This is a genomic window from Parabacteroides caecihominis, from assembly GCF_023656785.1.
GTDB lineage: Bacteria > Bacteroidota > Bacteroidia > Bacteroidales > Tannerellaceae > Parabacteroides > Parabacteroides segnis.
In genome coordinates, this window is the sequence record NZ_JAMOKS010000019.1 from 89327 (window position 1) to 112233 (window position 22907).

10 protein-coding genes are annotated in these 22907 nt (G+C 43.0%); 4 read left to right on the top strand and 6 right to left on the bottom strand.

The features are described 5' to 3' along the window. Positions 1-363: 363 nt before the first annotated feature. Positions 364-4389, top strand: coding sequence for a hybrid sensor histidine kinase/response regulator transcription factor (locus NBH14_RS16955; protein ID WP_250817675.1), 4026 nt, complete (start codon positions 364-366; stop codon positions 4387-4389). A gap of 39 nt (positions 4390-4428) precedes the next feature. Here the strand turns inward: NBH14_RS16955 and NBH14_RS16960 are convergent, their stop codons facing one another. From NBH14_RS16960 to NBH14_RS16975, 4 genes are all read right to left on the bottom strand, one after another. Further along, positions 4429-5802 carry a Gfo/Idh/MocA family protein gene (locus tag NBH14_RS16960; RefSeq protein WP_186960245.1) on the bottom strand — a complete coding sequence of 458 codons (1374 nt, stop codon included), beginning with the start codon at positions 5800-5802 and terminating at the stop codon, positions 4429-4431. 82 nt (positions 5803-5884) lie between these two features. After that, the gene (locus NBH14_RS16965; RefSeq protein WP_186960246.1) at positions 5885-7645 is read right to left on the bottom strand and encodes a RagB/SusD family nutrient uptake outer membrane protein; all 1761 of its coding nucleotides are present in this window, start codon (positions 7643-7645) and stop codon (positions 5885-5887) included. Positions 7646-7677: 32 nt separating this feature from the next. Next, complete coding sequence (locus tag NBH14_RS16970) at positions 7678-11118, bottom strand: TonB-dependent receptor (RefSeq protein WP_186960247.1); 3441 nt, start codon at positions 11116-11118, stop codon at positions 7678-7680. 121 nt (positions 11119-11239) lie between these two features. Beyond that, entirely contained in the window at positions 11240-12208 is a 969-nt protein-coding gene (locus tag NBH14_RS16975; RefSeq protein WP_250817668.1) for a FecR family protein, read from the bottom strand. Between the two features lie 148 nt (positions 12209-12356). Here NBH14_RS16975 and NBH14_RS16980 point away from each other — a divergent pair, with 148 nt between their 5' ends. Continuing rightward, positions 12357-12905, top strand: coding sequence for an RNA polymerase sigma-70 factor (locus NBH14_RS16980; RefSeq protein ID WP_186960249.1), 549 nt, complete (start codon positions 12357-12359; stop codon positions 12903-12905). A 4-nt stretch (positions 12906-12909) separates the two neighbouring features. Here the strand turns inward: NBH14_RS16980 and NBH14_RS16985 are convergent, their stop codons facing one another. Further along, entirely contained in the window at positions 12910-13674 is a 765-nt protein-coding gene (locus NBH14_RS16985) for a glycerophosphodiester phosphodiesterase family protein (RefSeq protein ID WP_010800688.1), read from the bottom strand. 604 nt (positions 13675-14278) lie between these two features. Between NBH14_RS16985 and NBH14_RS16990 the strand changes: the two genes are divergently transcribed. Beyond that, complete coding sequence (locus NBH14_RS16990; protein WP_250817669.1) at positions 14279-17275, top strand: SusC/RagA family TonB-linked outer membrane protein; 2997 nt, start codon at positions 14279-14281, stop codon at positions 17273-17275. A gap of 18 nt (positions 17276-17293) precedes the next feature. Beyond that, on the top strand, positions 17294-19012 hold the full coding sequence (locus NBH14_RS16995; RefSeq protein WP_186960250.1) for a RagB/SusD family nutrient uptake outer membrane protein: 1719 nt from the start codon (positions 17294-17296) through the stop codon (positions 19010-19012). A gap of 151 nt (positions 19013-19163) precedes the next feature. Here NBH14_RS16995 and purL read toward each other — a convergent pair whose 3' ends face one another. Further along, positions 19164-22850: a phosphoribosylformylglycinamidine synthase gene (gene purL, locus NBH14_RS17000; protein WP_186960251.1), complete on the bottom strand. Its 3687-nt coding sequence runs from the start codon at positions 22848-22850 to the stop codon at positions 19164-19166. Between the last annotated feature and the right edge of the window lie 57 nt (positions 22851-22907).

A 22907-nucleotide genomic window follows, 5' to 3' on the forward strand; every position in this document is an offset into this window, starting at 1 on the left:
GGATAAGATTATATCAACACAAACGCAAACGTCTAATTAACAGCATATTAAATAAAAATAATAATAATACTATAGTTCTAGGAGAACTATGTTAATATGGGCAAATATAACGTATTTTTATTCATTTTTCTAATAATATCCCATAGTTCTACCTAAAAGAAGAGAAATAAATATGTTATAGATTGTATATATTACATAACATATATACACAAATCAGCTTTAAGTTAAATCTGGACCTGTTATAAAGAAAAACAAGCCTTTTCTTGGCCGACTATCCATAGAAATAAACCTATTGACTAGTCTGAAAAATGAATTTTAATAACATAGTTCTCCTAGTACTAAGGCTCAAAAATTATAAAGATGATGCGAATTAGAAATTTGATAATATTATCAATCCTTTTCTTTGTTTTTCAGGTAAGCGGGAAAAACTTTCCAGATTTCTGGTTTGAACACATAACAATAGCCGATGGATTATCCCAAAACTATATTACAGATATTAAACAGGATAAGGACAGACTCATTTGGATCGGCACTAAAAATGGACTCAATAAATACGATGGCTACGAAATGACCATATATAATCATATACAAAATGATTCGACATCAATTCCCAATAACTATATATCCTACATATATCAAGACTCAAAAGATAATCTTTGGATCGGAACAAATACAGGCTTGTGCAAATACATTCCGGAAAAAAACTGTTTCGAACAATTCAACTTCGGAACCACGGATAGTCCACATTCCAACTACAACATCTCCTCTCTTTTCGAAGACAAAAATAATATTTTGTGGATCGGAACAGAAGAAGGGTGTCTGATTTCATTCGACCTAAACACAGAAGGAGTCAAAATATATAGAGCTTCTCAGGGAATCAAGGCTATTGAGCAGGACAAAAGTTCTTTACTGATAGGAGGAAGAAATAAAGGTATCATGCACTTCGATCCTATCGAAGAAGCCTTTTATCAAACTGCAATCGACTCAACATTCAATTCTGAGACAGTCACAACCATTGCTACTGACCCAAAAGGAGATTTTTGGATAGGTACACAAAGTCACGGAATTTATCTATACGGGAAAAATCTTAACAAACTATCCGGACAGACCATCCTGGACATTCATTTTTATAAAGATTCTTTTGCCTTGTTAGGAACCGAAGAAGATGGTCTTGCTTGCTACAATATAGATACTGACGAATTTCAATATATAAACAATACACACGAAAATGTAAATCTCAATTCGGAAGGAATCACTTCATTATATATAGATACCACACAAACAATATGGATAGGAACGATCAACGGCGGAATAAATAAATTTGATCCGAACCGGAACAGGTTTGTACACTTGTCACTTTCGCCCAAGTATAATACGCCATCTACAATCCATTGTGTTTTTGCTCTGGAGACATTGGATAATAAATCAATTTTAGCCGGATTAAATACAAAAGGAGTCTATTCGCTGAATAGCAAGACTTATGAAATTGACAATACTGCTATAAACCGAATAGCCCCTCAACTAAGCGAAACAACAATCAATACCATTCTGAAAGATAGCCGGGGTTTATTGTGGCTGGGAACTTACAAAAAATCGCTAATCATATCCGGTCCCAGAAACTTAACCGAACCAATAAAAAAACTAATAAAAAAAAGTTTATCCCCGTCAAGCTCAATTAAATATCTGTATGAAGATTCTCAATGCAGAATATGGATAGGAACAGATAACAGCGGACTGTTCTGCTACGATCCGAAGTTACATACTCTCCCCGGGAATACGAAAGAACTAAAAAAATACATTTATCCCGATCTGATAACCTCGGTTATCGAAGACGACAACCACCAACTCTGGGTAGCAACAAACTGTGGACTATATTTATACGATCCGGAAGAGGATTCTTTTACAAGAAATTTTCTCGCCAACCAAGAACAACCCTATTCACTGGCAAACACAATTATCCCGATCTGCCCAATCCAAGATACGCTTTGGCTTGGAACACGGCAAGGACTCATCAAATATTCACACAAAGAACAAAAACATCGAATATTTCAGGTAGAAGACGGACTGCCGAGCGAAAGTATCAAAGGCTTATTGTATGACGAACCGAATAATAAACTCTGGATATCGACCGATCGCGGACTCAGTTGCCTGAATCTGTCTTCTTACCAATTCATAAACTTCGGACTAAAAGATGGAATTGTCGGAACTGAATTCAATGATATGAGTTTCGAAAAAGGTACCGACGGGACTTTCTTCTTTGGTTGTGTAGACGGAATATACTGTTTCCGTCCGGATCAAATAAAAATGAATCCTTATGCCCCTGGGGTTATCATTACTCACTACCGGTTATATGATGATTCCCCCCAAAATAAAACAAATGGGGATATATCACGTATCCCTGTCCCTTCAAACAAAGAGATAACAATCCCGTTTAAACAGTCTATTTTCAGCATAGACTTCATTGCACTCAACTATACAAACACACCTAAAAACCAATACGCCTATAAATTAGAAAATTACGACAATAACTGGCACTATGTCGGGACACAACACATGGCAACCTATACGAATTTAAATCCCGGCACTTATCTGTTCCGGGTTAAAGCCTCCAACAACGACGGCGTCTGGAACGAAAAAGGAGCCTCTCTGAAAATAACGATACTTCCTCCCTGGTGGCGAACAACATGGGCTTATTTTATCTATACAATAATAATCGGCGGCATTATTTTTATTTCAATCAGAATTTATACTAATCGGTTGAAAATACAAAATCAGCTTAACAGGGAACAGTTCGAACGGGCACAACTCGAAAAATTAAACCAGTTAAAATCACAGTTCTTTTCCAATATCACCCACGAATTCAGAACTCCATTAACGCTTATTATCAGCCCTTTGGAAGCCATAAGTAATACTAAAGGCAGAGTTTCCCTCCGGGAGAATTATCTCACTACGATAAAAAATAATGCTTATAAACTACTGGACTTGGTGAACAGGCTTCTGGATTTTTCAAAAGTAGAGTCCGGTTGCTTCACCTTTAATCCGATTAATATAGACATTATATCTTCCATTAAACACGGTGTTGCATACTTCCAGCCTTTAGCCGGAGAGAAAAATATTACACTCATCTTTCATGCCGACAAAGAGAATTTTGTCTGTTCTATCGATCCCAATATTATAGAAAAAATACTATACAATTTAATTTCAAACGCCATAAAATACACTCCTGAAAATGGGACAGTAGAAGTTTGTGTTACACTGGAAAAAGGTAATTTATTAAGCCTTTCGGTAAAAGACACAGGAAAAGGAATTCCCGTTAATAAACAAAAACTTATATTCGATCGTTTCTACCAGTTAGAGGGAGATATACCTAATGGTACCGGCATCGGCCTGTCATTAGTGAAGAGTCTGGTAGAGTTGCATCATGGAAGTATCGATATGGAAAGCGAAGTAAATAAAGGTACAATATTCACCATTCACATCCCTTATAAAGATGCAACAACAAATGAAACAATAATTATCCCGACAAGTGAAAAGAACAATCAACCTAATAAAGAAAAAGACCGGGCATATCTAACGAAAATGCTGAACGAACAGGATATTCAGGAAACCAATTCAAGTTCCCCAACCATATTGATAGCAGAAGACAACCATGATCTCCGGGAATTTATTAAGAGTATTCTGAATAATAAGTATAACGTAATAGAAGCGGAAAATGGAGCCATAGCACTGGATATAGCGCGAAAAGACAGTCCGGATATTATTATTTCCGACATTCTGATGCCAGAAATGGATGGAAAGCAACTTTGTGTACAAATCAAACAAGACATACAAACCTGCCACATCCCTTTCATTATGATAACAGCTTTGAGTTCAGAAACCGATCAGATAGAAGGCCTAACAGTCGGTGCTGATGATTATATCACCAAACCGTTCAATCCGGAAATTTTAAAAACAAAGATCAAGAACGTATTAAAAAGTCGAGAACTTATATCTCGCCGCTATGCAACATTGTCCGCTCTAGAACCGGAAGAATTTGTGACAGAAGATAAAGATGCAACCTTTCTACTGGAAATCATCGAATTCATAAAAGCAAATGTATCCAATCCTGATTTAAAAGTAGATGACCTATCTAAAAATGCAGGCATGAGCCGAAGTCCATTTTTCAAAAAACTAAAAAATCTTACCGGAAAAACTCCAAACGATTTCATTCGTGACATCCGTTTAAACCAAGCAGCCAAACTTTTATTAAAAAGTGATTTAAACATCACTGAAATTGCTTATCAAACAGGATTCACTTCTCCGAAGTATTTCAGGGAATGTTTCAAAAAACAATTTGGAGAATCCCCCAGCCAATATATTGAGAATCAAAAAAGTCTCCCCGGGAAATAACCTGGGAGACTTTCTCTGATATTGATTTTAAATCCGTAACTATTCAGCAAACCACAACCCTTTCAGCTTATCCCATGCACCACGGGTAAAATCGGGGATTTCGACTGGGGCACCTCCATTCTTCACGGATGTTTCCGTCAGCTCGGTCAGGCAGGACCATTCGGCTGCATCATATACATCCTGATCCAATGGCAAGCCGTTACGCAGACAGTAAATAAGGCGATAATCCATAATAAAGTCCATACCGCCATGGCCTCCTACTTTCCGGGCTTTTTCTCCAACCTCTTTAGTTATCGGATGTTCATACAAAGCCATGATAGAATCCATTTGCGCCTTATTCAGGAATTCATGTGCTTCAGGCTCCAGCGCAATACCTTCTACGGGATATTTCTGAGCAAAACCTTTCGTTCCGCTAACAACATGATGGCGGTCGTACGGACGTGGACTGGTTACATCATGCTGAATCAAAATAGTTTTTCCTTTCTCCGTCTGAATCAATGTGGTATTCATGTCACCTACTTTATAGGTCTGTTTGGCTTCTTTCGAATCGGTGCCAAAAGTTTCTTTGGCATATTCAGTCATCCCTACCTGTTTAGTGGACATGGATACCAGATAATTCATTTTATCCCCTCTGTGAATATTCATAATCTGACAGATCGGCCCCAATCCATGGGTCGGATACGGATTTCCGGTATGTTCCTCGTTGTATTTCAAACGCCACATTCCCTGATAACCGCCCTTTTCACTCGGGTAGAAATTCAATGAACGCAGGTCGTGGATGTAAGCCCCCTCCCCATGGATCACCTCACCGAATACACCCTGTTGAGCCATATTCAAGGTGGCCATTTCAAAGAAATCATAACAGCAGTTTTCAAGCATCATACAGTGCTTACGAGTCTTTTCTGCCGTATTAACCAACTGCCAGCATTCATCGATCGACATGGCAGCAGGAACTTCCACAGCCACATGTTTACCATGCTCCATCGCATAAACAGCCATAGGAGTATGTTTCAACCAGTCTGTACAAATATAAACCAAGTCGATGTCATCCCGTTCACAGATCTTTTTCCAGTCTTCCGAACCGGTATATTCATCGGCAGCAGGTAGTTTTTTATCCGTCAACGTTTTTTGCGCACTTTTCACGTAATCACTATTCAGATCACAAAGAGCTTTCACCTCTACCCCTTCCAGGAAAGTAGAACGATAAACAGCTCCGCTTCCACGCATACCCAAACCAATATACGCAATACGTACTGTCGGGATAGGATCGCAAGCCAGGTTCAAAACATCTGCCTGTCCGGCAGGACGTTCAGGAGCTGATGTCGGGATCATTTTTACCTGTGCCACCGACTGATTACAGGTAAAACCGGCTAAAACAGCCAGTAAAAACAATGAATAAACAATTCTTCTCATAAGTATTTTAAATATATAAAGTGCGAATAAGTTAAGAAAGGCGGGCCATCCTTCATACCGGACAGCCCGGAACTAAGGTTAATTAATACCCTGGATTCTGATCATCTTTCAGAAGCGGGTTCAAGTCCATTGCATTTTGAGGTATAGGCATCAGAAGGATACGGTCGTTCCATTTCTTTTCGATCAGCTTATATCCGTTCGGAGCATATGTAATTCCACTCATAGCCTTCTGCCCATAGGCCGAACCATAGCGACGGATATCATCATAACGATGTCCTTCGCCGGCCAGTTCTATACGGCGTTCATTACGTACAAATTCCAAAGCAGCGTCTTTTGAAGGCATGGTAGCCGGCACATTCGGCATTCCGCAACGGTCACGCAGATCGTTCAATGCAGCCTGCACTTCACCGTCCCAACCAGAATTGGCAATACGGGCTTCAGCGAAAGTAAGCAGCACTTCGGCATAACGGATGACAGGATAATCATCAGAACTGTTATAATCGTTATATGGACTCAATGCCACCATTTTACGATAGCTATATCCACTCCATGACTCATTTCCGTCCAGTCCGGCTTTAGTCGGATCCCATCTGTAATAAAACGTGCCGCCTTTAAAGTCTGTTTCGTGCCAGCCCTTGAACGGGAACTGGATAGAAGCATACAAACGGCTGTCACGGTTACGGAACTCCTGCATATAAGCAAATTTTGTAAGATCCATAGTCGGAACCTTTGCTATATAGGCTGCCTGGTCCAGGCCATCCACCTCAGCATTAATCGCCTCGAAATTTGTTTTACGGGTTTCCATCGGGATCAACGAACGGATTGTCTTGCCGTCGATATCCCAATAAGCATCCACCAAGTCCTGCATCGGTTCGAATGAAGAGTATCCTGATCCCATCTGGCTGGGACGGATATACGTATAACGCGCCCAGTCATTGTTATTATCGTCATTCATGTATTCGCGGGTCTGGATATACTCAGGATTGGAAGGAGAAGCATTGTCATGATGCCAAAGAGCTTCATAGCTGAACAGTCCTTTTGCGAATTTGTCCTTATCTATGCCCTTTGCTTCAAAATCAATGAACTGACCTAATTCTTCCGCTTCTTTTCGCTGTGCTTCATTCAAAGACGTCACACGGAACAATGAATGGTGTCCTTCTTTAATAATGGTGTTTGCCGAAGCCTCGGCCTCCGTGTAATTACCGAAATACAGTGCGGCACGTGCACGCAAAGCCAAAGCGGCGGCACGTGTGATACGCCCGGTTTCCTCTGTATAACCACCATTGTATTTGTCCGGCAGGACAGCAGCGATAGCAGCCAGTTCATCCAGGATAAAAGCCTGCACTTTATCGACCGGGTCACGCGGAACGTTCGGAGCATCATATTCCATCACCGTTGTTACGATTGGCACTTTTCCGAATTTAGTTGTCAGATCCAGATAAGCCTGAGCACGGAAAAAACGAGATTCCGCCTTCATCCTTTCTTTCAGGGTTTCGTCCATTTCACAGTTATCCACCTTCTCCAGGAAGTTATTCACAATACGAACCGTGCTGAAACTATATCCACGGTCTTCCGCCGTATTCAGTTCACTTTGCTGGATAGATTCGTATGGGCCTTCCCAGGGTTTATGGCTATGGGCATTATCCGTACACATCTCATCCCAGATGTCAAAACCGTTACCTTGTGCATAACAAGCATTCAAACCATACCATGCATCTTTCTCCGATGTCCAGAAACTTTCTGCCGATATATCGGATGGCGGAATCACGTCCAAATCACAAGCTGTAAAAGAGGCAGTTATCAAGCCAAACACTGCCCATTTCTTTATATTTAGATTTACCATTACTCTTACTTAATTTTAAATTATTGAATCGATTAAAAAGATACGTTCACGCCGAAAGCAACCGACTTGGTTCCTAACGAACCGATACCACGTCCGGAAGAGGCTTCAGGATCGAAATCTTTCATCACATGATCGGCACGCAATGTAAACAGGTTTTCACCGGTCAGGAAAAATTTCAAAGAAGACATTCCCCATTTGGAAATGAGATTAGACGGAACACGATAACCCAGAGAAATAGTCTTGATACGGAAATAGTCTGCATCAAATAATTGGTAATCTGAGAAATACTGATTATAATCATCCAGACTGTGTCCGCCATAGATACGGGGATAAACAGCACGCGGATTCGGATTCTCCTCCGTCCAGCGTCCCAGATGGAACTTACGCGGGTTTGAGTTCAACATAAAAGCAGAAACCTGTTCAGATTCAAAACCGGCCATTGTTCCGGATACACCTTGTCCGAAAATAGAAAGTTCGAAGTCTTTATATTGCAGATTCAAATTAATACCATATGTAAAGTCAGGCACATCTTTACCGATAATCGTGCGGTCTTCTCCGTTAATGGCACTCCCCCATTCTACATTTTCGCGTTGCGGAACATACTTGATATCACCGGCTTTCGGTTTACGACCGTAGGTATAATAATGACCGGCATCGATCTCTTCCTGTGTATACAACCCGTCTGTTTTCAATCCGAAGAAAGAACCGATCGACTCGCCTTCACGCAGGATATAACGTATCTTGTCACCTCCACTCTGGATAATATCGTCAGATTCGCCCATGTCTTTGATCTCATTATGGTTGGTTGCGATATTGGCACTTACCATATAAGAAAAATCACCGAACGATTTGCGATGCGTCAAAGCCAACTCAAAACCACTATTACGCACCTTGGCAATATTTTGCGAAGGGTTAGACCAGATACCCGTTTCCAACGGCACATTGTAACTCAGCAAGATATCACTGGTGTTCTTCACATAGTAATCAGCAGTTAAGCTCAGTAATCCGTTGAAGATATCGAAGTCGACACCTATATCGGTCAGGGCAACCGTTTCCCAGCCTAATTTCTCGTTTGCCGGTTTCGATTCCAATACCCCCTTTACTGCTTCATTGTCGAAGTTATAATCCGAACCATTATTATACAGCTGGAAATAATCGTAATTACCTACGTTATTAATATTACCCAACGTACCCCATGAAGCACGGACTTTCAGGTTATTGATCCAATCGATCTGTTGCATGAAATCTTCCTGGTTGATACGCCATCCGGCAGAGAAAGACGGGAAGATCCCCCAACGGTTATCTTTATGGAAACGGGAGGAAGCATCCGCACGCAGGTTGGCTTCAAACAGATAACGATCCAGCAGGCTATAATTCAAACGACCGAAATAAGAAAGGATTTTATATTCTCTCAGCGGCGTACCATACGAATTCTGGTCCGGTTGATCTTTGCTGATCTCTCCACCGGTCGTCATATCTTCCAGATCATCCGTTACAAAATCTTTCCATTTTGCATAAAGACGTTCATATTTATAATGTTCGTACGAGGTACCGGCCAGTATGCCGATATTATGTACCTTATTCGACCAGTCGTAGCGGGCAGTCAACGTATACATGGTCCGGTTTTCACTCTGCCAGAACATATTCATTTCATTTGTATACACACCGGTTCCAGGGATTTCAGCACCTGTTTCAAAATTCTTTACGTTATCCTGCAAAGCGGTATACCCTCTTGATTTACTTTCCCATCCTTTGAATGCACCTTGTCCGGAGATCACCAAGCCTTTGACAGGTTTTAGATCGAATCCCAGATCGATCATTGTATTGTCGGTCTTACCGTCCGACCAGTTATTCTTGCTCAGAGCACGCAACGGGTTACCGTTCATAAACGACTGGGTAGCTGCCTTTCCGCCGGCAATGGACCCCCATTCACCGTTCGACTGCTGCGCAACCATCGTAGAAGGTACCATCAGGAAATTTCCGATCGAGGCAACTCCATGTTCCGTTTTATTAGTACTACGGATAAACTTCACGCCCGATTTCAATGTCAGCCATTTTGTTACATCGGCTGCCACATTGATATCCAGATTATAACGCTGCGAACTTTGTCCCGGCATGAACTTATCATCATACAGATACCCCAATCCTGAGAAGAAACGTACTTTATCGCTACCACCGCTAAAATTCAATGAATGCTGTGTGGTAACCACCGGATTATCGAGTACCAGGTCCGCCCATTTCGTATTCGGGTAATAATCCGATTTCGAACCGTCCCGGAACCACTTGATCTCATCTTCCGAATAAGCGGCATTTTTACCATTGCTTGCATCGCGATTATAGAATGCTTCGTTCAACAAGGTCGCATAATCCCATGAATCGAGTACATCCGGCAAGTAAGTCGGCATTTTCAATCCGACATAGCCGCTGTAAGAAACATTCATCTTTTCTTTCTGACCACGCTTGGTTGTAACCAATACTACACCATAAGCGGCACGTGAACCGTAAATTGCAGAAGAAGAAGCATCTTTCAGGAAAGAGATTGTCTCAATACTGTTCGGATCCAGGTTCGAAAACAAGTCGGCATCAGCAATCGCACCATCGATCACATATAAAGGAGAAGAAGTACCCAGGTTACCGCGACCACGGAAATTGATTGAAGGTGTCGAACCCGGACGGGAAATAACCGTTACGCCGGGAACCGTACCCTGGACAGCGGCCAGTACATTTGTCTGTACACGGTCTTTGATTTCTTCCGAACTAATCGCAGCGACCGAGCCGGTCAGATTCACTTTCTTTTGTGTACCGTAACCTACAACCACTACTTCATCCAGTAATTCAGAATCTTCTTCTAAAATAACATTAATCGAAGTCTGACCATCTTTCAACGCAATATTTTTTGTTGTATAGCCAATATAAGAGATAAGCACGTGCTTATCTCTCCCTGACACTGTCAGGGCAAAATTACCTTCAAAATCAGTTACAGTTCCGTTTGTCGTACCGGCTTCCACCACGCTGGCACCGATAACGGGCTCACCATGCGCATCTTTCACGACACCTTTGACCATGACACTCTTCTGCTGCTGCGTCGTATTCACAGACGATGTACGTGTAATCCCCCCTTCGGATGATTTTGAAACCACGATCTGATTATTTACAATACGGTAAACGTATCCTGTATTCTTGAACATATGGTTCAATACAACATCCAGAGAAGCATCGGTAACATTGATTGAAATCTTCTTGCCCAGATTAATCTGGTCATCATTATAAAAGAAAGTATAGCCGCTCTCTTTCTCTATCTCTGCAATCACAGACGACAAAGATGCGTTACTTTTCTTCATGGTAATTTGATAGACTTGTGCAAAAGCCGAAATAGGAACCAGGCCTATCGCACCTACCAGAAACAATTGTGTGATCTGTTTTTTGAATTGTTTACAGAACACATCTTTCAACAAAATAACTCGTTTGTTCATATTAATAATTAGATAAAATAAATATGCGTTTTTTCTTTCTCTTTATCAGCCAGTATTCCTACCGTCTCTCATTATCCGGTTTGCTTGTTTTTCATATATTCCTGATTTAAGTTTAACATAATTATTTATTGACTTTCTCATACAAGACAAAGCTGTCTCCTTTTTTACGATAGGCAACCGGAGAACTCTTGGATATGATATCCAGCAAAAGTTCCAACGATTCATCATGAATAGAAAAGGTAAAACTATATTTACCGGCCAGTTCAGCCGGACATTTTATACTTATGCCATACCAGCTTTCCAGACGGGGAAGGATCATTCCTAACTTTTCATTTTTGAAATTTGGCCTCCCTTCCCGGCGCCAGGATGAATACTGATCGGCATTTACTCGCATGATTTCAGCTTTTCCGCCCATCACATAAGCCAGTTTTTCATCAGGCTTGACCAGTAAGACATCACCTTTCTCCCGCTCTTTCTTTGTGCTTACCTCAACCGCCCCCTCTGTCAGAATCATTTCCGCATAAAAAAGGGAGTCAACACAGAACACTTCGAAAGCAGTCCCCAATGCCTTTATATCCATACTTTTTGTTTTCACGATAAAAGGATGTTCCGGATCATGATGTACCGCGAAGAAAGCCTGCCCGGATAAGGACACTTCCCTTTTTTCTCCGTCAAACGACTCCGGATAAGTTAATCTTCCGCCGGCATTCAACGACACATGGCTGCCATCCGGCAGATAGAACGACTCCATCGACTGCCGGCCGGCACTTACTACATAAATAGTCTTCTCTTTTGCCCCGTTTTGTCCTATCAGCCAGGAGCCAACTGAAATAAGCAGAGCCAGAGAGGCTGCTACCGCATATTTCATCCAATAGTCCCGACGGGTATTATAAGGATGTATCTTCCGCATAACCCGGCCCAGTACCCGTTCTTTAGCCACAGGGCTAAGAAACGAATCTCCCGGTTCATTCCACTGTTCTTTCAAATGACGTAAAACAGGCTCCCGACCGGCCAAAAATTCTTTTTCCTTATCAGTTAGTCCGCTTGTCAAAGCCTTTTTTATAATATCTTCTTCTTTCATTTCCTTCATATCTAACACTAAATACTCCAAATTCAGAGTTATCCCCCAGAAGAATATCAAACTTTTTTTATTTTAACAAAACCTACCATCTTTCTAAGAGACTTTTGCTATTCTTCAATTCTTTTCTATCTTTGCAATAATCAATAAAGAAGCTAAATTGGATAATCAAACACTAATACTGGCATTAAAAAACGGTAGCGAGGAGGCCTTTACTTCTTTGTATCACAAATATTGCGACAAAGTCTACAAGTTTTGCAGACTCTATTACACAAACGATTCTACCACCGAGGAAGTAGTACAGGAAGTTTTTATCAAATTATGGGATATACGCAGTTATGTAAATGAAAATGAAAATCTGGAAGGCTTACTGTTCATCATCACCCGGAATATGATTTTCAGTAATTCAAAGAAAAATTTCAACGAAACTTTCTATAAAATGTCTATCCTTGCGGCTTACGACAAGGCTTATGATATAGAAGAAGAGTTACAGGCAAAAGATCTACAGATTTATATTGAACGGTTGGTAAACGAATTGCCGCCCAGGCAAAAAGAAGTTTTTTACCTGAGCCGCCATGAACAACTTAGCTATAAAGAAATTGCCGAAAGGCTCGACATTACCCCAAAGACAGTGGAAAGACACATCAATGAGGCTTTGAAATATCTGAAAAAGAATATTTACTTCCTGCAATTATTCCTTGCAGTATAGCAGGTTACTTTCCAATCATCTCCTTCAGCTGTACCGGTTTGTCCGTTGTAATAAAATCGACATTCTTTGCAATGAATGACTCCATCACTGCCGGGTCGTCCACTGTCCACACATTGATCGTCAGGCCGGCATCCTTGGCTTCCTGAATCCATTCGGGATGTTTGTCAAATACTTTATAATGATAATCCAGGCCGGAAAAACCTAATGTCTTCAGATCTGCCGGTGAAACTTCTCCACGAAGATAGGAAACCTGGGCACTCGGAGCACGGCGAATCAACTCCTTACAAATATTCATACTGAAAGAGATGTATTCCACCTGATCTTCCATCTGGTATTTCTGCACCAGATAAAGAATAGTTGCAACCGCTTTATCTTCATTCACAACTCGTTTATGAGGTTTGATCTCGAGAATAAGCTGAGTTCCCTGATTTTTCTTTCCTTGTATCAGGTATTCTTCCAAAGTCGGTAACGTTTCTCCGTTTTTCAACTTCAGGTCTTTCAGTTGTTCATAGAGAGAAGTTTCTATACAAAAACCCTGAATACTGTCATCATGATTGACAACCGGAATGCCATCTGCCGTTATAGAGACATCGAATTCAGAGCCATACGCTCCAACCTCATGAGCCTTGTTCAAAGCCGTAACCGAGTTCTGAGCAGAACCTTCACAATCCCAATAACCCCGGTGGGCAATCACTTTTGTCTGGGAATAAACGCTACTTGCACATAAAAACAAGACAAGCAGCATAGTAAACATTGATCTTTTCTTCATCTTCTTTTTTGTATTAGAATCCGTTACAAAATATTGAGCATGTAAACTTACAGATTTTATCCGATATTCGGGAGCATCCGCGGAAGATTTCTAACTCCGGCTAAAACTGCCGGTAATCAATGCGAGTATAAAAAATGATAGTCTTACATTATCTTAACGGGAATAGAGGATATCGGACATAGTTCTTCAGGAACTATGGAAAACAAATCAAATTGAGAATAACACTGGGCAAAAATAATAAAAAAATTAATATAATATCATAACACATTGACTTTAAAATCAGACAAAGTAAATAATAAGCTAATATTTTATTATAAAAACACAGAGTATGATGTCTTACCCGACTTACTTCTCCTGCTCAAGAACATTTTTTGCAAAACTGCCCAATAAAAAGACTGTCTCCTCTCTCAATCAAATCCATAAAGTAATTAGTTCCTGAAGAACTATTGATTGAATTTCAATGCGAGTACTAAATCAACTTTAATTCTAATCTAAAAAAATAAGGCCTATGACGTAGAAAAAACAACAGTTCAGACAATACGTATAAGATACGTATCACTTACCTATTAAAATTATTAATTCTAACTAGTATTAATTCACAATTATGAAGAAAACATTTAATCACATCTCTTTCAACGAGATAGCAAAAATGTTGGCATTCTGTTTTCTATTCTATGCCTTTCCTGTAAATGCATCTGATATAAAACGATCGACAACAGAAAATTCACCGGTAACAAGTATTACCCAGCAAAGCAAAACAATAACAGGCACCATTACCGATACAAAAGGGATGGCTGTTATCGGAGCCAATGTAATAGTAAAAGGAACAACCAATGGGAGCATTACGGACCTCGACGGAAATTTCACGCTGAACAATGTACCTGCAAATGCAACGCTACAAATATCTTATATCGGTTACAAATCACAGGAGATACCGGTAGGCAACCAGTTAAAAATAGAAGTCACACTGGAAGAAGATACCGAAAATCTGCAGGAAGTAGTTGTTGTCGGTTATGGTAGTACGGTGAAAAAAGACCTGACAACTGCCGTGACAAGTGTAAAAAGTAAAGACTTCCTGCAAGGAGCTTCCAATAGTCCGTTACAGATGATCGACGGTAAAGTAGCCGGTGTATCCGTATCCAATACGGCAGCCGCCGATCCGAATGCCAGTCCGAGTATCCAGGTACGCGGAGCCTCTTCTTTGAAAGCTGGAAACGGCCCGTTGATCGTTATCGACGGGATGCCAGGCGGTGACCTGCGGAATCTTGCCCAGCAAGACATCGAATCTATTACTGTATTGAAGGATGGTTCCGCCGCTGCCATCTACGGTTCCCGCGGAGCGAACGGAGTTATCCTGGTTCAGACGAAGCAGGGAAAAGCCGGTAAAGTATCCATTACATACGATGGTTATGCCGAACATGATTTCGTTGCTGCACGACCGGAAATACTAAGCCCGGAAGAGTTTGTGGCCAACAATATCGGAAAGGATTACGGTTCCCGTACGAATTGGTACAACGAGTTGCTCAACAAAAACAACTTCGGACAGAACCACAACCTGGCCCTCTCCGGTGGTAGCGAATCCAGCATTTTCCGTATCTCGGCAAACTACCGTTCGAAAGAGGGGCTTGACATTGCAACAGACCGTAAAGAATATGGTTTACGTGCCAGCTTCAAACAAATCACTTTAGAAGGTTTATTGGAAGTGACAGGAAACATATCCTATCGTTACGCCGATGAAGATTACACCGATTACGGAAGTTTCAAACAAGCAGTCGAACTGAACCCGACCTATTCGAAGGATGAAATGGATGCATTTCGGAATAACTTCGATAGTTACAACCCGATCTTCAACCTGACAAGACGTGAAAACGGAGCTACACAGGAATACCTGACTACCGACTTCAACATCAAACTCAACATCCTGAAGAACCTGAATACCGAATTAAAACTCGGCCGCCAGGGACATGACAAGAAGCAACGCGAGTATTATTTCAAAGACCATCGCGAGTCGATCAACAACAGCCGTAACGGACGTGCCCGCCTGGAAAATGAGAAATGGGTGGACTATACGTTAGAATGGTTAGGCAATTATTCGCTGGATATAGATCGGCACCACCTGAAAGTAATGGGCGGTTACTCCTATCAGGAATTCAACTGGGAAAAGTTCAATGCCGAAAACATGAACTTCCCGACAGACGCTTTCCTGTACAACAACCTGGGAGCCGGAGACTACAACAAGGCCGACGGACGTCTGGGCATGGAATCCGATAAAAACAAAGAAAAGACGATCGCCTTCCTGGGACGTGTCAACTATGATTTCGATAATACTTTCCTGTTCACGGGTTCTATCCGTTACGAAGGAAATACCAAATTCGGTACGGATCATAAATGGGGTGCTTTCCCTGCTGCTTCTGCCGCATGGCGTGTTTCCCGTCTTTCCTTCTTCGAAGATTCTCAGACCGTGAATGACCTGAAACTCCGTTTCTCTTACGGACAGACCGGACGCTCGGGCTTCGATAAATATATTTCTCTGGCGAAATATACCGGTTACGGATGGATGCCGAACAGTGAAGGTAAATGGGTTCAGGTATACGGCCCGGGAAACAATCCTAACAAAGACCTGTCCTGGGAAAAACAAATATCCTACAACCTGGGTATCGATTATACCTTGTTCAATTCGCGCCTATCCGGAAGTTTAGACCTTTTCATCCGCGAAGGGAAAGATGTAATCGGTGAATATCAGGTTCCGGTTCCTCCCTATTTGCACGAAAAGATCATGACTAATGTAGGTACAACCAATTCCAAAGGTTTTGAATTGCAGGTAAACTGGGATGCCGTACAAAACGACAAGTTCACCTATTCAACCAATGCCACGCTTGCCTATACCAAATCGAAGCTGAAATCATTCTCCAACGAGAAATATGAGTTGGGTTATATGGAAGGCGACGGTCTGCCTTCACCCGGAAACCCCGGCCCGTGCCAGCGTTTGCAGGATGGTGTTGAAATCGGTTCATTCTACGGATACCGCTACGCCGGTGTCGACGAAGATGGAAATATTATGGTTTTCAAAGATGGTATCAAAGGAGGCGAAACCGTACGGGGACGTGACGCCAGCGAAGCGGACAGAACCTATATCGGTAACGGTACGCCCAAATGGGAAATGGCCTGGGGAAACACATTTACTTATAAAGGATTCGACCTGTCCCTTTATTTCCGCGGACGTTTCGACTACCAGATTCTGAATCAATACCAGATGTATTATGGTTTGCAAGGAGTAACAGGTATTAACAAGCTGACATCCGCCTATAAGGAAAATGCCCATATCAAAGGAGAAAAGATCATGTGCGACTACTTCCTCGAAAACGGTAATTACCTGAAACTGGATAACATCACGCTGGGATGGACACCTAAACTGAATACGAAATGGATCTCCAACCTGCGTATTTATGCAACCATGAAGAACGTGTTCACCATCACGAAGTATTCAGGCGGCATGGACCCGTCAAGTGTCGACGTCACTGGCTTATGGGCCGGTAGAGGTAGTATGGACTTATATCCGACAGCCCGCAACGTATCATTCGGAGTTCAAATCAGTTACTAAACTAAAAGTATATACAGCATGAAAAATATAAAATCACTTTGTGCAGTCAGCCTGATGGCTACAACCATGGCTTTCACTTCCTGTACGGATCTGACGGAAGAGCCATTCAATATATTGACAAGCGACAACTACTTCACAGACAAAGCGTCTGTCGAAGCAACCGTACTCCGTCCCTACGAACACGCCCAATGGTGTGGTTGGGACGGCGACCGCTGGCAGTTGCAAGAGCTTACCGGCGACCATTTCGTCTGGACACAGAAAGGACGCCACGGCTACGACGACGGACAATGGGTTCGCCTGCACGAGCATAAATGGAATTATGATATGAACCAGATCAATGGAGGTTGGGTCGGTCCGTACCAAGGTATCCAACAGATCAATTCACTCCTTCGCGACTTCAACGTTCTGGACTTCCAGGCCATGGGGATCACGGATGAAGAGAAAAACAACTACATCGGCGAATTACGTACTTTGCGTGCCTGGTTCTATATCTTCCTGATCGACTTCTACCGGAATGTGCCTATCTTCACAGAAAAGGATGCACCGGACGAACTGCTCGCTCAGGCTACACCCGAAGAAGTATTCAGCTATATCGAGAGCGAACTGAAAGATGTATTGCCTCAACTGAAAAAAGAGAATATCGTCGGTCGTTTCACCCAGGCTCCAGCTGCGGCATTACTGGCCCGTATCTATTTCAATTCGCAGGTGTGGCTCAATGTCGACCGTTCGGCAGACTGTAAAACATTCTGCGAAGATATCATTGCCGGTAAATACGGGGAATATCATATCAACCAGAACGATTACCGCGATCCGTTCCGCTCCGGCATCAAAGGATACAGGTCACCTGAATTGTTGTTCGAATTCCCCCACAAACGCAATGTGTACCAGTTCGGCGGTTTCCATGATTCTTTCCTGCATTACACTTCCGGCCAGGCTTTGGGTAATCCCGACGGTGGCAACAATGGTATTCACATGACACCTTCACGGGATTTCGATGGCAACGTGTATAGTTTCGCCAGCCAACTGGGAACCCCGTATGAAAAGTATGCAGACTGCGATTACCGTAAACAACCGTTCCAAATCACCAGTGCTAACGGCGATTACGAAGGTTTCTTTATGATCGGAACCCAGTATAAGTTCGACTATACAAAAGGATATGGCTACACGAACGAAACAGTAAAAGGAACGGAAGAATACAAAGGTGAACCGTTGATCTACGTAGATCAGGTCGGCCGTTTCTCCGAAGGTCTCAGCACGGCTAAAGAAAAAGGTTCGCGCGTAACGACAGGAGAAGAAAATTCAGGCGTACGTTTCAATAAGTTCCCTTATTTGCAGGAAGGCGACGGACTATATATGTGCCAATCCGCACCGGAGATCCGTCTAACAGAAATCTATTATATGCTGGCAGAGACCAATTACAGAAGCGGCAACAAAGCTAAGGCTGCCGAACTGCTCGATTTTACCCGTGTCAGAAACTATCCGGCAGACGAATGGGGTAAATACAGCTATGTACAAAATCCGGCCTTGCTGACCGACCAGGAGTTTGTCGACGAATGGGGACGCGAGTTTATCGGCGAACGCCGCCGCCGTTCGGACCTGATCCGTTGGGGACGTTTCGGTAATGCCTGGTGGGATAAAGATGTCGATCCGTCGGATAAAGAATACACGATCTTCCCGATCCCCAAACGTCAGCTGGATGCCAATCCGTTGTTAAAGCAAACAACTAAAGGTTGGTAATCACCCGATGAAACTACTATGAATAAGTGGCTGCATTAACTAACAATTTCGCACTTAATAATAATATTTCCAGGCTGCTTATTCATAGAAAAAAGGTTGCAATGCTCAGAACATTGCAACCTTTACTTTTATAAAGATATATCTCTCTTTCTTATTTCTTGTTTTCTTCAATCCACTTGCGTGCATTTACGAAACCTTCAATCCACGGAGTTACTTCGTCATTACGGTCAGCAGGATAATAACCGCACTGCCAAGGGAACAAAGCACGTTCCAGGTGAGGCATCATAGCCATATGGCGTCCATCGTGTGAGCAGACGCCGGCAACCGACCAGGGCGAACCGTTCGGGTTGGCAGGATAGCCTTCGTAGTTATATTTAAGAGCAATATGATATTCTTTCTCTTCGTACGGGAAGCTGAACTTTCCTTCTCCGTGTGTGATCCAGATACCCAGTTTCTGTCCGCTCATCGGACCGAACATCACTGAATGGTTCTTCGGGATCTCTACAGAGATAAAGTTAGACTCCAGTTTGTGAGAGTCGTTATGCAACATCTTATGTTTCTTTTCGTGTTCCGGATAAACCACACCCAGTTCAGCCATCAACTGGCAACCGTTACAGATACCCAGACTCAGTGTATCAGGACGTGCATAGAAGTTATCCAATGCTTTCTTAGCCTTTTCGTTGTATAAGAAACCGCCGGCCCATCCTTTGGCAGAACCCAACACGTCAGAGTTGGAGAAACCACCACAGAACACGATCATATTCACATCTTCCAATGTTTCGCGTCCCGAAGCCAGGTCGGTCATGTGAACGTCTTTCACATCGAAACCAGCCAGATACAACGCGTAAGAAGTCTCACGTTCACACTGGCAACCTTTTTCACGAATAACGGCAGCACGGATTCCGCTCTTTCCTTTACGGTCAGGAGTCAGACCATAATCGGCGAGCTTACCGGTAAAGTTCTTGTTGTATTTGAATTCCAGCGGCTGCATCTTATAGTTTTCAAAACGGTTTCCGGCACATACGCTACCGCTCTGCTTAATATCCAGTTTATAAGAAGACTCGTACCATACATCACGCATATAATCGATACCGAAATGATACTGAACACCTTCTTTTTCCACCAGGATATGACGTTCGTCGGTCGGCTTGGCAATGACTGCGCAACCAACACCGGCTTCTTCCATCAGCTTTTCGAACGCCTTCTTGTCTTTCACCTGTACCAGGATACCCGGATTTTCAGCGAACAGGATCTTCACAATGTCTGTTTCAGACAGCTTATCCAGATTGACTTCCAGACCGCCTTCTACGTTTGCGAAACACATTTCAAGCAAGGTAGTGATCATACCACCGGCAGAAATATCATGTCCGGCAAGGATCAGGCCCTTTTCAATGGCATCCTGAACTGCATTGAAAGCATCAGCGAAATATTCGCTGTCCTTTACAGTCGGCACTTCATCACCCAGCTTGTTCAAAGTCTGTGCAAAAGCGGAACCGCCCAGCTTCATCGTATCGAACGAGAAGTCTATATAATATATGTAAGAGTTCTTTTCGTGAGCCAATACCGGAGAAACGATCTTACGGATATCGCTTACCTCAGCACCGGCAGAAATAATTACCGTACCCGGAGCAATCACCTTATCGTCACCATATTTCTGTGTCATCGACAAAGAGTCCTTACCTGTCGGGATATTGATACCCAGTTCGCAAGCAAAATCGGAAGCGGCCTGAACAGCGGTATACAGACGGGCATCTTCCCCTTCGTTGCGGCACGGCCACATCCAGTTGGCACTCAAAGAAACACCTGTCAGCTTATCTGCCAACGGAGCAAAAACGATGTTCGTCAACGACTCGGCAATAGCCATAACAGAACCGGCAGCCGGATCAATCATTGCCACCTGCGGAGCATGACCGATAGAAGTAGCGATACCAGCTTTTCCACGGTAATCCAATGCTACGGCACCCAGGTCACTCAACGGCAACTGTAATTCACCCTGACACTGCTGACGAGCGATTTTACCTGTTACGGAACGGTCCACCTTATTGGTCAACCAGTCCTTACATGCCACAGCTTCCAGCTGAAGTACGTTTTCCAGATAATGATGCAGTTCCGATTCTTTGTAAACGACCGGAGCATATGTTTCTTCCACCGTATGATCCTTCATGATCGTTCTGGGCGGTTTACCGAACATATATTCCAGCTTGATATCGATAGGCTTTACACCGTCAGCTTGCTCGAATACAAATTTCATATCGTTGGTCGTTTCACCAACCACATACATCGGAGAACGTTCACGGTCGGCGATACGTCTTACGCGGGCTACATCTTCTTCTTTCATCAACAAGCCCATACGTTCCTGGCTTTCGTTACCAACTATTTCTTTGGCAGAAAGCGTCGGGTCACCGACAGGCAACTGGCTCATATCGATATGTCCGCCTGTAGCTTCCACCAATTCCGACAGACAGTTCAGGTGACCGCCTGCACCATGGTCATGGATAGAAACAACCGGGTTATTATCCGATTCGGCAATAGCACGGATCACATTCGATACACGTTTCTGCATTTCAGGATTAGCACGCTGCACGGCATTCAGTTCGATACCGCTGGTATACTGCCCTGTGTTTACAGAGGATACAGCACCACCGCCCATACCGATACGATAGTTGTCACCACCCAGCAACACCACCTTTTCACCCGGTTGAGGATCACCCTTTAGCGCATCACGCATATTAGCGTAACCGACACCACCGGCCAACATGATTACCTTATCGTAAGCATATTTCTTATTATTTTCTTCATGCTCAAAAGTCAGCACCGAACCGCAGATCAGCGGCTGACCGAACTTGTTTCCAAAATCGGAAGCTCCGTTTGAAGCCTTGATCAGAATCTGTTCCGGCGTCTGATACAACCAGGGACGCGGATCAAGCACCTTTTCCCATTCACGGGCACCTTCCGTACGCGGATAAGCGGTCATGTAGACGGCTGTACCGGCAATAGGCAAAGAAGCCTTACCACCACCCAGACGGTCACGGATCTCACCACCTGATCCGGTTGCTGCCCCGTTGAACGGTTCAACCGTTGTCGGGAAGTTGTGTGTTTCAGCTTTCAGCGAGATAACCGATTTGATTTCTTTTACCTCATAAAAGTCAGGTTTGTCACCGCTTGCCGGAGCAAACTGTTCGATCATCGGACCTTCATTGAAAGCCACATTATCTTTATAAGCAGAAACCAGCTTGTTCGGATTTTCTGCCGAAGTTTTCTTAATCAGATTAAAAAGAGAACTTTCTTTCTCTTCTCCGTCGATAACGAATGTACCGCCGAAGATTTTATGACGGCAGTGTTCCGAGTTTACCTGTGCAAAACCGTACACTTCACTGTCGGTCAGCTTACGTTCCAGCTTCTGGCTTACTTCATTGAGGTAGGAAACCTCTTCGTCGCTCAAAGCCAATCCTTCTTTTTTGTTGTAAGCTGCAATATCCTCGATATAAACAATCGGATCCGGTTGTTTACTGATTGTGAAGATATCCTGGTTCAAGCCGTTGTAGATGCGTTGCAACATCGGGTCATGATCAGCCTCACCGGAAGAAACTGGGAAGTATTCTTCGATACGTGAGATACCGCTCAAACCCATGTTCTGAGTGATTTCCACAGCATTGGTACTCCACGGGGTAATCATTTCCCGGCGCGGACCAACATACCATCCATCCAATGTTTCGGATTGGAGTGGAGCGGCTTCACTAAACAACCAAACGAGCTTTTGAACATCTTCAGGAGAGAAAGCATGTGCCGCCTCAACAGCCAGCACCGTCTTTGTTGGAGATTGAAAGAATAGAATCATATCGTCGATTTATTAAGATATTCCAATAACAGACTGCAAAGATAGTAAATATGTAGC

Excerpts from the sequence above, each read along its gene's own strand:
- NBH14_RS16970 (WP_186960247.1), bottom strand. The coding sequence starts at position 11,118 with ATGAACAAACGAGTTATTTTGTTGAAAGATGTGTTCTGTAAACAATTC.
- NBH14_RS16985 (WP_010800688.1), bottom strand. The coding sequence starts at position 13,674 with ATGAAGAAAAGATCAATGTTTACTATGCTGCTTGTCTTGTTTTTATGT.
- NBH14_RS16955 (WP_250817675.1), top strand. The coding sequence starts at position 364 with ATGCGAATTAGAAATTTGATAATATTATCAATCCTTTTCTTTGTTTTT.
- NBH14_RS16960 (WP_186960245.1), bottom strand. The coding sequence starts at position 5,802 with ATGAGAAGAATTGTTTATTCATTGTTTTTACTGGCTGTTTTAGCCGGT.
- NBH14_RS16990 (WP_250817669.1), top strand. The coding sequence starts at position 14,279 with ATGAAGAAAACATTTAATCACATCTCTTTCAACGAGATAGCAAAAATG.
- NBH14_RS16995 (WP_186960250.1), top strand. The coding sequence starts at position 17,294 with ATGAAAAATATAAAATCACTTTGTGCAGTCAGCCTGATGGCTACAACC.
- NBH14_RS16965 (WP_186960246.1), bottom strand. The coding sequence starts at position 7,645 with ATGGTAAATCTAAATATAAAGAAATGGGCAGTGTTTGGCTTGATAACT.
- purL (WP_186960251.1), bottom strand. The coding sequence starts at position 22,850 with ATGATTCTATTCTTTCAATCTCCAACAAAGACGGTGCTGGCTGTTGAG.
- NBH14_RS16975 (WP_250817668.1), bottom strand. The coding sequence starts at position 12,208 with ATGAAGGAAATGAAAGAAGAAGATATTATAAAAAAGGCTTTGACAAGC.